Annotated in this window: 10 protein-coding genes and 1 tRNA gene; 8 read left to right on the top strand and 3 right to left on the bottom strand. The window is 59.3% G+C overall.

Features of this window, described 5'->3' with window-relative positions; genetic code table 11:
* The first annotated feature begins 27 nt into the window (after positions 1–27).
* From DSM14862_RS07680 to DSM14862_RS07645, 8 genes are all read left to right on the top strand, one after another.
* On the top strand, positions 28–1,449 hold the full coding sequence (locus DSM14862_RS07680) for a cryptochrome/photolyase family protein (RefSeq protein WP_007119681.1): 1,422 nt from the start codon (positions 28–30) through the stop codon (positions 1,447–1,449).
* 62 nt (positions 1,450–1,511) lie between these two features.
* Positions 1,512–2,723, top strand: coding sequence for an SAM-dependent methyltransferase (locus DSM14862_RS07675; protein WP_007119680.1), 1,212 nt, complete (start codon positions 1,512–1,514; stop codon positions 2,721–2,723).
* A 35-nt stretch (positions 2,724–2,758) separates the two neighbouring features.
* Positions 2,759–3,199 (top strand): TrgA family protein, encoded by a 441-nt coding sequence (locus DSM14862_RS07670; protein WP_007119679.1) that lies wholly within the window; start codon positions 2,759–2,761, stop codon positions 3,197–3,199.
* Between the two features lie 5 nt (positions 3,200–3,204).
* The gene (locus DSM14862_RS07665) at positions 3,205–4,338 is read left to right on the top strand and encodes an NUDIX domain-containing protein (protein WP_040701151.1); all 1,134 of its coding nucleotides are present in this window, start codon (positions 3,205–3,207) and stop codon (positions 4,336–4,338) included.
* A gap of 13 nt (positions 4,339–4,351) precedes the next feature.
* Positions 4,352–5,386 carry a cysteine synthase A gene (locus tag DSM14862_RS07660; protein ID WP_007119677.1) on the top strand — a complete coding sequence of 345 codons (1,035 nt, stop codon included), beginning with the start codon at positions 4,352–4,354 and terminating at the stop codon, positions 5,384–5,386.
* Positions 5,383–7,755, top strand: coding sequence for a DUF3772 domain-containing protein (locus tag DSM14862_RS07655; protein ID WP_007119676.1), 2,373 nt, complete (start codon positions 5,383–5,385; stop codon positions 7,753–7,755). Before DSM14862_RS07660 ends, DSM14862_RS07655 begins: the two co-directional genes overlap by 4 nt.
* Positions 7,752–8,474 (top strand): alanyl-tRNA editing protein, encoded by a 723-nt coding sequence (locus DSM14862_RS07650; RefSeq protein WP_007119675.1) that lies wholly within the window; start codon positions 7,752–7,754, stop codon positions 8,472–8,474. Before DSM14862_RS07655 ends, DSM14862_RS07650 begins: the two co-directional genes overlap by 4 nt.
* Before the next feature lie 72 nt (positions 8,475–8,546).
* Positions 8,547–8,636, top strand: a tRNA-Ser gene (locus DSM14862_RS07645).
* Positions 8,637–8,747: 111 nt separating this feature from the next.
* Here DSM14862_RS07645 and DSM14862_RS07640 read toward each other — a convergent pair.
* From DSM14862_RS07640 to DSM14862_RS07630, 3 genes are all read right to left on the bottom strand, one after another.
* Positions 8,748–9,344 carry a L,D-transpeptidase gene (locus tag DSM14862_RS07640; RefSeq protein WP_040701149.1) on the bottom strand — a complete coding sequence of 199 codons (597 nt, stop codon included), beginning with the start codon at positions 9,342–9,344 and terminating at the stop codon, positions 8,748–8,750.
* Positions 9,345–9,448: 104 nt separating this feature from the next.
* Positions 9,449–11,086 carry an FAD/NAD(P)-binding protein gene (locus tag DSM14862_RS07635; protein WP_040701147.1) on the bottom strand — a complete coding sequence of 546 codons (1,638 nt, stop codon included), beginning with the start codon at positions 11,084–11,086 and terminating at the stop codon, positions 9,449–9,451.
* A 143-nt stretch (positions 11,087–11,229) separates the two neighbouring features.
* Positions 11,230–11,799: a YcbK family protein gene (locus DSM14862_RS07630; protein WP_040701145.1), complete on the bottom strand. Its 570-nt coding sequence runs from the start codon at positions 11,797–11,799 to the stop codon at positions 11,230–11,232.
* Positions 11,800–11,944: the final 145 nt, after the last annotated feature.

The following is an 11,944-nucleotide window of genomic DNA, read 5'->3' as shown; positions in this document are numbered from 1 at the left end:
GGTCAAGCCAGGAGCAAGACCCCGAACGTGAGTGAAAACGCCCCCCTTATCGTATGGTTCCGCCGCGATCTGCGACTGAGCGACCATCCTGCATTGGCGGCGGCCTGCAAGACGGGCCGCCCGGTGATCCCGCTTTTCATCCATGACAATCAGTCAGACGCCTTGGGGGCCGCACCGAAGTTTCGGCTGGGGCTGGCGTTGGCCTGTTTGGGGGATACGCTCAAGGAAAAGGGCAGCCGTCTGATCCTGCGGCGCGGGGATGCACTGGACGTTCTGCGCGATGTGATCGAGCAAACCGGGGCAGGGGCGGTTTACTGGAGCCGTCTTTACGATCCCGCCGCCATCGACCGCGATACCAAAGTGAAGGATGCGTTGAAGGAGGATGGGGTCGAGGCCTGCAGCTTTGCCGGTCACCTGATGTTTGAGCCTTGGACGGTCGAGACCAAAACAGGCGGTTTTTACAAGGTTTTCACCCCTTATTGGAAATCCGTGCGGGGCCGCGATGTGGCGGAGCCTTTGGCGACCCCTAGTGAGATTCGCGCGCCCGAAGACTGGCCCGACAGCGACGTGCTGGACGATTGGCAGATGGACGCCGAGATGCAGCGCGGGCGTGATGTTGTGCGCCCCTATGTCCGATTGGGCGAGGCCGCCGCGCAGGCGCGGCTGGGGTCCTTCATCGCGGATATCGTCGACGGCTATGATGAGAGCCGCGACATGCCGGGTGAAGATGGCACTTCTGGACTGTCCGAAAACCTGTCGTTAGGCGAAATCAGCCCGGCGCACTGCTGGCATGCAGGTCAGCGGGCCATGCAAGAGGGCAAGCGCGGGGCCGAGACGTTCTTGAAAGAACTCGCGTGGCGCGAATTTGCGTACCACCTGATGTACCACACGCCGCGCATCCTTGACCAGAACTGGCGCGAGGAATGGCAGGCTTTCCCATGGAACGAAGATGAGCGGTGCGCGGAAGTGCTGGCATGGAAACAGGGGCGCACCGGCATGCCTTTCGTTGATGCCGCTATGCGCGAATTGCAGGTCACGGGGCGGATGCACAACCGGGGCCGCATGATCGTTGCGAGCTATCTGACCAAGCACCTCATGTGTCACTGGCGGATTGGCCAAAAGTGGTTCGAAGAGCACCTGATCGACTGGGACCCGGCCAATAACGCGATGGGCTGGCAGTGGGCGGCAGGATCCGGCCCTGATGCGACGCCGTTCTTTCGGATTTTTAACCCCGAAACCCAGCTCGATCGCTTTGACAAGGGGCGCAACTATACCCGTCGCTGGATCGCCGAGGGGCGTGAGAAACCGAGCGAAGACGCGCTTGAATATTTCGACGCGATTCCGCGTCGCTGGGGCCGCCGCCCGGACGACGACTACCCCGATCCGATTGTCGATCTCTCAGAAGGGCGCGCACGGGCGCTGGACGCCTATCGCAATCGTGATTTTTAAATTTTTGCCAAGCAGCAACCTGCGATTAAAGTGGGTGCCAATAACAAGAACGGAACCGAGGTATGACGCTGACAACCACCGAGGGGCAGACAGGTCTGCCACGCTATTTCCCGCAGGTCTTTGCCATGGCGCAGGCGATGCAGCATGGGCGGGTGGACTTCGTCTTGCCTGATGGCCGTACGTTCCGCGCCGAAGGGGCCAAACCCGGTCCGGTGGCCGAGGTGCATATCCACAATGATGACCTTTTTGCCCGGCTGATCCGCGAAGGCGATCTGGGCTTTTGTGATGCCTACCTAGATGAATGGTGGTCGACACCGGATCTGCAAGCTTTCATGGATTTGGTGCATGCCGGCAATGAGACGGTCTATGATGGCTTCCCCGGCCAAGGGCTGTTGCGCCAGTTTGAAAAGTTCCGGTTTTGGCTGCAACGTAACAACCGCAAGCAGGCCAAACGCAACATCAGCAAGCATTATGATCTTGGCAATGCCTTCTATGGCCTTTGGCTAGATGAGACGATGACCTATTCCTCTGCCATGTTTGAGGACGGCGCCCAGATGTCGCTGGAGGCCGCCCAGACGGCGAAATACAAATCTATGATCGACCAGATGGGTGTCCAGCCGGGCGATCACGTGCTGGAGATCGGCTGCGGCTGGGGCGGTTTTGCGCAGTATGCCGCCGCCGAACGCGGCTTGCACGTCACCGCCCTTACGATCAGCGCCGAGCAATATAACTATGCCGTGGCGCGGATCGAAAATGCCGGGCTGTCCGACCGTGTTACCTTCAAGCTACAGGATTACCGCGACGAGCGCGGGCTCTATGATGGCATCGCCAGCATCGAGATGTTCGAGGCGGTGGGCGAGCAATATTGGCCAATCTATTTCGAGACCCTGCGCCAGAGGCTGAAGCCCGGACGTGCGGCCACTTTGCAGATCATCACCGTCGATCACGCCCGCTGGGACGTCTATAAACGGGGCGTCGATTTCATCCAAAAGTACATTTTTCCGGGCGGCATGTTGCCCAGTCCCAAGGTGCTCCGCGAGCAGGTCGAACGCGCCGGTCTGGTGGTAGACCGCTCGGTCGAGTTTGGCAAAAGCTATGACATCACGCTACGTCGCTGGCATGAGACCTTTAATCAAAAATGGGGCGAAATCACCGCGCTCGGCTTTGATGAACGCTTTCGCCGGATGTGGAATTTTTACCTCACTTCCTGTGCTGCGACATTTGACAGTGGAAATTGCGATGTGACGCAGATTACGGTACGGCGACCTGTGTGACCGCCACTGCGGTCGCCCACGCAAGGAGCCGAAATATGCCGACAGGTGCACGACTTATGGCCGCGATCTCGCTCGCGGTTCTGGCTTTTATCCTATCGGGGATGGTCGTGCCCTTGATGCCGGAAAGCACGGATTTCGGGTATTTCCTACCGCTGAACATCGTATTGGGACTGCTGGTGGGCTGGTCCGTTATGGGCAGGCGTGCCGGGCGGGGTATCACGGCGGCGGTTAACAACGGTCTGGCTGGGGTCGTCGTGCTCATACTTTGGGCGATTTTCCTGCAAGCAGCGAATGAGATGGTCCGACGGGCCTTGCGCCATCGCTATGATGATCCCTTTGAGGCTATCGTCGCCATTTTCCAAATCGGAGCAGAGTTCGGCCTAATGATTGCCACTGTACCGATGGCCGTGGCGCTTGTAGTGGGTGCGGTGATCTCAGGTCTGTTGACCGAATTTGCTTATAATCGTTGGTCCTAACTACAATGCGACATTTGTTTATTTACGGAACTTTGCGGCATCTGCCGCTGCTAGAGCTTGTGCTGGGCCGTCCCACAGCGGCGATAGACCTCAGCCCCGCCGTTTTGCCCGGCTACCGCGTTTTTGCTGCTGCGGAAGGCCCGTTTCCCACTATCGCAAAGGATTCCGGCACCGAGACCGTGGGCCTGGTGCTGCGCGACCTCAGCGCGGATGATTTTGCCCGGCTCGACTTTTACGAAGGCGCGTTTGACTACGATTTGGTGCCGGTGACATTGGCGGACGGGCAGGCGGCAGAGGTTTATCTGCCGCAGCCGGGGCGGTGGACCTCAGAAGGGCCGTGGTCATTGGCGCAATGGGAGGCCGATTGGGCCGCACTGTCGTGCCATGCGGCGCGCGAGGTGATGAGCTATATCGGCAAACGCCCCCGCGCCGAGGTAGATGCGATATTCCCGATGATCCGCCGCCGGGCCTATCAGCAGGTGTTGGCCAAGCAGGGACAGCATGATCCGCGCACCTTGGGCGGCAAGATCGACATCACCCGCCGCAGCCGCGCCTATGCGAATTTCTTTGCCCTTGATGAAATCTCTCTTCGGCATGAAACCTTCAAGGGCGGCATGTCAGCCCAGATTGACCGTGAAGTCTTCATCAGCGCGGATGCGGCGCTGGTGCTGCCCTATGATCCAGTGCGTGACCGCGTGCTTCTGGTGGAACAAATCCGCATGGGGCCGCTGGCACGGGGCGATGACACCTGTTGGCAGTTAGAACCCATCGCAGGCCATATAGACCCCGGTGAGACACAGCAGGCCGCCGCCCGGCGCGAAGCGCTTGAAGAAGCTGGGATCACACTGGGCAAGCTGGAGCCGGTTGCCAACGTCTACGCCTCCCCCGGAAACGCGACCGAATTCTTTCACATTTTCGTGGGTTTGGCAGATTTACCGGACCTAATTACTGGCACGGGCGGTTTGGCTTCCGAAGGTGAGGATATCCGCTCACATCTGATGTCATTCGATGAATTGATGGCTTTGGCTGACGCGCAGGCGCTTGCCAATGCGCCTTTGGTGGCAAGCGCCTATTGGCTGGCCCGTCACCGCGAACGCTTGAGGTCCGATGGCACGACAGCTAAACCGGATGGAACATGAACTGGGGGCAAACATGCAGGTTGCAAAAGATCTGGCCGAGGCCATTGGAAACACACCGCTGATCCGGCTGCGCGGCGCGAGCGAAGAGACCGGCTGCGAAATTCTGGGCAAAGCGGAATTCATGAACCCCGGTCAGTCGGTCAAAGACCGCGCGGCGCTGTTCATCATTCGCGACGCTATCGCGCGGGGCGAGTTGAAGCCCGGCGGCACCATTGTCGAAGGCACGGCTGGCAACACCGGCATCGGTCTGGCGCTCGTTGGCGCATCGATGGGGTTCAAAACCGTGATCGTCATCCCTGAGACCCAATCTCAGGAGAAGAAGGACATGCTGCGCCTTGCTGGTGCCGAACTGGTGCAGGTGCCCGCGGCCCCCTACAAAAACCCCAATAACTTCGTGCGCTACTCTGAACGTTTGGCCAAAGAACTCGCCAAGACCACGCCCGAAGGGGTGATCTGGGCCAACCAATTCGACAACACCGCTAATCGTCAGGCGCATGTTGAGACGACTGGCCCAGAAATCTGGGAACAGACCGGCGGTAAAGTGGATGGTTTCTGCTGCGCCGTAGGTTCCGGCGGTACACTGGTCGGCGTCGCCATGGCGCTTCAGCCCAAAGGTGTGAAAATTGCGCTGGCCGACCCGGACGGCGCGGCCCTGCACAATTATTATACCGAAGGCGAGTTAAAGGCCGAGGGCAGCTCCATTGCCGAAGGCATCGGGCAGGGGCGGATCACCGCCAACCTCGAAGGCTTCAAGCCGGATTATAGCTATAACATCTCTGACGAAGAAGCCCTGCCGGTGGTCTTTGACCTGCTGGAGAACGAAGGGCTTTGCCTTGGGGCGTCTTCGGGCGTCAACGTCGCGGGCGCCATGCGCATGGCGAAAGACATGGGGCCGGGGCATACGATTGTCACTGTTCTTTGTGATTTTGGCACGCGGTACCAATCCAAGCTCTTCAACCCAGAATTCCTGCGCGAGAAAGGGCTGCCAACGCCCGACTGGCTTGATGCCGCGCCGCAATCCATTCCAGGTGTTTTCGAGGATACATGACCCAAATGCTCCGCTTCGCCCTAAGCCTCACCGCGTTGCTGGTCTGGCTGACCGGCGCTGCACTCGCTCAAGAACCGGTCCTGCCGGACTTTGACGAGTGGGAAACCGTCGCCTCGACCGCCGAAGCAGCGGTAGATGATGCGGACACCACCGAAACCATGCTTGAGGTGCAGCGCGCCCGGCTGGTCGAGTACCGTGGGAAATTCGACTCTGCGCGCAATCTGAACGCGGCGCGGATCAGCACCCTGCGCGAACAGTTGGCCGCTCTTGGCACTGCGCCCGAAAGCGAAATCGCCGAGCCGGAATCGCCTGAGGTAGCTGCCAGCCGGGAGGAGTTAAACCGACAGCTCAACACCTTGCTAAATCCGGTGCAGCGCGCCGAAGCAGCATATCTACGTGCCGACGCCCTAATCGGGCAGATCGATGTAGCCCTACGCGATCGCCAGACTGAGCAGCTTCTTGAGGTCGTCCCGACGCCGCTTAATCCCGTGCACTGGCGTACGGCGATTGATGATCTGGCCACCGCGGCAGGTGAGATTGCCGTAGAAGCCCCCACCAATGCCGAAGCGGGGCGTCGGGATTTACTGTCATCACTTCCAGCGGTGCTGGCTCTTTCCGTTCTAGGCTTGGTGCTGATCCTTCGCGGGCATCATTGGTCGACGGCTATCGTCGGACGTCTGCAGCGGTTTGGCGCGCGGGGCTTTGGCATTTGGCGCTTTGTCGTTTCTTTGCTGCGGATCATCCTGCCCACAGTTGGGCTGTTCTTGTTGGTCATGTCCGTGCTGGCAACCGGGTGGCTTGGGCCGCGTGGCGCTGCTTTGGTAAAGCTGATCCCGGTGATCGGCGGCGCGATGTTGGGTGTTCGCTGGGTGGCCGAGCGGGTATTTTCGCGCGATGAAGACGAGGCGCTGATCCTCCTCCCCGCGAGTGAGCGTAAGGCTGTCCGCTTTTACGTGAGCATCATCACCGGCACCATCATTCTAGGGGCGATCATCGACGCCATCTTTGACGGGCACCAACCTGCTGAGACCACTGAAGCGGTGTTGCGCCTGCCTGTTATGCTGTTTAGCGCCTTTGCCCTGTTCCGCATTGGTCGCATACTGCACGGCCACAACGACCCGCAGCCCGAAGAAACACCTGTCTCCGAAGAACCCCGTATTTCGACGCTCAGCCGTGTCGTGCGCGGTCTGGGGCTTGGCGCAATGATCGTTGCCATCTTGTCGCCCCTCTTGCTGATCAGTGGCTATTACAACGCCGCTGTTTCGCTGCTGCCACCCTATGTTAGCACGCTGGTCCTGTTGGGGCTCGTCATGACGCTGCAACGGTTTTTAGCAGATGTTTACGGCGCAGTGACCGGGCAGGGGGTGCAGGCGCGTGATGCGCTGATGCCGGTGTTCTTTGGCTTGATCCTGCTGTTGCTGTCACTGCCGGTGATGGCGCTGGCGTGGGGCGCGCGGGTCACTGACCTGACCGAGCTTTGGGCGCTCTTTAGCCGCGGCTTTGCCTTTGGCGAAACCCGCGTCCGCCCGACGGATTTCCTGTCTTTTGCGGTGATCTTTGTCATTGGCTATGCCGCAACCCGTCTGATCCAGGGCGCACTGCGTAGCAATGTGCTGCCCAAAACGCGGATGGACATCGGCGGGCAGAACGCCATCGTTTCGGGGATCGGCTATGTCGGTATTTTCCTCGCAGCGCTGCTGGCCATCACTGGCGCCGGGATCGACCTGTCGGCGCTGGCCTACGTTGCCGGTGCGCTTTCGGTGGGTATCGGTTTTGGTCTGCAAAACGTTGTGTCAAACTTCGTCTCGGGGATCATTCTGTTGATCGAGCGGCCGATTTCCGAGGGCGACTGGATCGAAGTTGGCGGCCAAATGGGCTATGTGCGCGACATCTCTGTGCGCTCGACAAGGATCGAAACCTTTGACCGCACCGATGTCATCGTCCCCAATGCTGACCTAATCAGCGGCACGGTCACCAACTACACGCGTGGCAATACCGTAGGCCGCCTCATCGTGCCTGTGGGTGTGGCCTATGGCACTGACACCAAGCGCGTCGAAGGCATCCTGCAAGAGATCGCAAAGGCTCAGCCGATCGTGCTTACCAACCCGCCGCCCGCAGTGCTCTTCCTGAACTTCGGCGCCGATGCGCTTGAGTTTGAAGTCCGCTGCTACCTGCGTGACGTTAATTGGATGATGAAGGTAAAGAACGACATCAACCATGCCATCGCGGCCCGCTTTAAAGACGAGGAGATCGAGATTCCATTCGCCCAACGCGATTTGTGGCTCCGCAACCCTGAGGTGCTGAAGCCCGCAGAAACGACCGCGTCAGACGTGGAAAACAGCAGCGAGACGGCGGAACCGCAGGTATGACGGGCGAACTATTCCGGCAGGAAACCTACCTGCGCGATGCACCCGCCCGTGTGGCGGCGCATACGCCTGAGGGCGGCGTGATCTTGGAGAACTCGCTTTTCTACCCCACAGGGGGAGGTCAGCCGGGCGATAGCGGCTGGTTGACGTGGGACAGGCAGGAACTTTCCATCGCTACCACGGTACGGGACCGCGACAGCGGCCGCATCGCGCTGGTTCCGGCAGAGCCACGCGCGCTTCCGCCCGTAGGCGCCTATGTGACCCAAGAACTTGACTGGGACCGGCGTCACAAGCACATGCGCGTGCACACGGCGCTACATCTGCTGTCGGTCGTGATCCCGTATCCGGTGACAGGCGGGCAAATCTCGGCCAGTCATGGGCGGCTCGATTTCAACATGCCCGACGCACCGCAAGATCGCGGGGAATTAGAAGAAGCGCTGAACTACTTTGTCTCGCTGGATGCGCGGGTCAGCGAGGATTGGATCACTGAGGCGGAGCTTGACGCGGCACCTGAGTTGGTCAAGACCATGTCGGTCGCGCCTCCACGTGGGCGCGGAGATATTCGGCTGATCCGTATCGGAGAGCCGCAGGAGCCCATCGACCTGCAACCTTGCGGCGGCACCCATGTGGCGCGAACCGGTGAAATCGGTGCGCTTCGTCTTGGAAAGATTGAGAAAAAAGGCCGGTTGAACCGGCGCATTTACGTTCATCTTGGCGGTTGAATAAATTTATCCGCCTTGGGGGGATTTCGCTCTTGCAACTCACTGTCCCCCCAAGCTAAACCGCGCATCAACGGAGCGGTGGCCGAGTGGTCGAAGGCGCACGCCTGGAAAGTGTGTAGGCGGGAGACCGTCTCCAGGGTTCGAATCCCTGTCGCTCCGCCATTATCTATTTCGACAGTATTGCAGATATCATGCCCATTTGGGCCGATCGCATGAACGTGCAAAAAAGCCCGGCACCTTTCGGGCCGGGCTTTTGCATTTCTATAACGATCTTCAGACCAACGGTTCGTAAAGGACCACACGGGTATTCATCGGCACCCGGTCATAAAGCTCGGCCATTTGGTCATTCACCAGTCGCGCACAGCCGTTCGACACGCGCTTGCCCAATGTGCTGGGGTCATCGGTGCCGTGAATGCGCAAGAACGTATCGCCCCGCTCTTCGGTAAAGAGGTAAAGCCCCCGCGAGCCGAGTGGATTGTTCAAACCGCCTTCCATACCGTCGGAATATTTCGCATATTTCTCCGGTTCGCGGTCAATCATATCTGGGGTCGGGGTCCAGCTTGGCCATTCTTTCTTGGCCCCAACATAAAACTCACCGGATTCGTAAAGACCGGGACGGCCAACGCCCACAGTGTAGCGCCAAGCCATATTATCAGGCAGCGTCCAGTAAAGGGCAAAATTGTCCGGATCGACGTGGATCTCATAGGGTGGCGCGCCTGCAGCAATCGGCACCTTGCGCGGCATCATGTCTGGCGGCACATCATAGCTCGGCATCTCTTTAGGAGCATGTGCAAGCGCGGGTGTTGCGAGAGCTGTACTAAGTGCTGCGCCGCTTACCGCCGCGCCGGTGATGAAATGTCGTCTTCTCATTACGTCGTTCCCCTTTTCTTCGATCGAGTGTTGTGGGTGAAACCAATTTCGGGCCGCGTCGTTCCATCTTAAGCGAAGGATCACAAACTGTTGTGGTTTTGCCATTACTCAGCTGGGCGCGCATTCCGCAATCGCGCAACCACGCCATCCGCCCAGCGGTCGGCAGAGTGCCCAAAGCAATCATGCAGCGAATCCACAGCCGTCACGCTGCCAAGCGCCAGACGTCCCAACAGACAAAGACCAGATACGGGGCTTCCGCTTTGGTCGCGCAGGGTGCCGTCAGGCTCAGTCGCAGCGGCCAGATCGTCTGAGACCGCGACGATCAAGCCCTTTGTGATGAGACCGGGCAGGGGCGGAACACTGATATTTGACAGCGCAGGCGCGGGCAGCACCGCGTCTATGATGATAGAAACCTCAACCTGCTGACCTCCTACGCCCAGCATCCACCCCTGCGATGTTTCAATGATTCCTGGGTCTACGGCGAAAGACAGATCGGTCTGCCCTGCGTCGATCAAGGCCAGAAGCTCACGCGCAGAGGACAGGGGCAGGCCGTAGGAGTATCGTTTTAACCCTTCGTCGAAATCAATTAGGTGCTTCGCGGTTTCAGGCGTGGCGCATCCGGGATTAAAAGCCGCGCGCCATTCGTCCTGCCATTTGCGCCAGACCTGACCGAGCGCATAGCCGATGGTTGGCGCGGCATGTCCCGCGGCCAATGCAATCCCATGTCGCAATGCATCCATCGGCGCTTGCCGATCTTGCGTCCCGGGATCAGCCCATTCTGTCGCCAGCCAGTCCAAGACCTGCGTATCGTTCACACGTTGTGGCGCAAGAATGCGGGTCACGACTGGCGCCAACGCCCCGTTGATATTTGCTGTTGCCTCCTGTGGCGTTGCGCATACGGCCGCCTCGGCCGCCCGGGCGAAGTGCGCGGTTTCTTCGGGTGTGGGCGCAAAAAGCGCATCTAGAACCGCGTCCTGCGGTTTGGGGAAGGGCGGCTGACCGTTGAGTGAGAACGGTAGAATGCAGGCAGGCTCCCGGCCAGAGGGGTGATACCCCGCCGCATCAAAGCGACCGCCCTGTGCGATGGTAAGGCTGCGAAGCACATCGAAGGTTGATAGACCAAGCCCTCGAATGGCCACGCATTGTCCCTGCCACTCCGACGCTCGGTCGCACAATTCAGCTGCTGGATAGGCCGGCGCAACTTCCGCAGTAGATTGAGCCGCGTGGGCCTGCCAACTGGCCCATTGGGCGTCCGGCTCTACCGGGGGTTGGCCGAGGGTAAGAAGGACCTCATCGTAATGCGCAGGCTGGCCGTTCTCTATATGGAGGCACCAGCCAGGTGCCTCCTGCGAGACGCGTTCGACATTTTTGCGCAATAACGTGATCTTAGCGTCAGATTTAGTAAAACCCCGCTTAAATAAATCATCGCGCCGCGCTTCGAGATAGCGGCCCATGTCAGCGCGTGACGGAAAATCATCACGATCAAAGGGTTTGTTTTGCCAATCTGCGAAACTGCCCACGGCGGATCCTTGAGGCGGCCGAATGGCAATATCTTGGTAGGGTATGTTGAGAAGACAATACTCCGGGTCCGACGGCGCGAAATTTGGACCTGCGCCGGGGAAGGGGCTCGGCTCATAGATATCAATCTGCACGCGGCGCCCAGTTTCCCGCAACCGCTGAGACAACGCCTCTAACGCGCCAAGCCCGCGCGGGCCGAAACCGATCACCGCAATTCTTGCCATATCCTTTGCCCGCATGTCGCCGCCCCAGTTCATTCAGCGCAACCGTAAATCCGGGCCAAGGGCGGGGAAAGTCCTGTCGCGCAACAAAAAAGGCACCCTAAGGTGCCCTAATCAAATTATGCATCTAACTGCGTTGGTTGCGATCAACCGCCCCAGCTGCGAACGTTGCCGCAGTCCATATGGGTAAAGTTGGAACCCGAGTAACGCCCGACCCCACCGCCGCCGCAGGCGACTGCCGCGCGGGCCACTTGATGCACAGAGCGCGACGCCAGACGCAGGTCAGCGGCTTGGCCTTTTAGGTGCAGCGAATTCTTAGCCACACCGCTAGAGCGGGAGCGCAGCATCGCGTTGGTTTTAGGGCTGCGGTAGCCAGAGAGGAGCATATAAGGCTCGTTCACGTCCAGCAGGTTATGCGATGCAGCCATGATATCAACGGTACGCAGGTCCATGTTCGTGACCTCATCCGTCCGCCAATCGCGCATAAAGTGGTTGATCTCAGCAAAGGCGTCTTTGATATAGTGGCCTTCGATCCAATAGATCATATCCAGTCGTTCACCTGTACGGCCGGAGTACATGCGGATGCGGCGAATATCGCCAGCGCCACGCAGGAAACCTGCCGCGTTGGAGAAGGTAGGAGCTGCTGCAACAGTGGTTGCTGCGAATGCACCCAAAAGGGCGCGTCGGGTCATACCCGAGGAGCTTTTGCCTGTCATGTGTCTCTGTCCCGTTGTCTGCCTAAGTTACCCAAGATGTTACATGGGCCATTCATCTCATCCCCAGATGCAACATTGTTATTGCATAGCGGGAAAATCTGACCAAGACCTGAATCGAAATGGTTCCCGACCGCATCAAATTTAG

This window comes from Sulfitobacter indolifex (assembly GCF_022788655.1).
Taxonomy (GTDB): domain Bacteria; phylum Pseudomonadota; class Alphaproteobacteria; order Rhodobacterales; family Rhodobacteraceae; genus Sulfitobacter; species Sulfitobacter indolifex.
The sequence above is the reverse complement of the archived record's forward strand: the minus strand, read 5'-3'. Positions and strand labels throughout refer to the sequence as shown.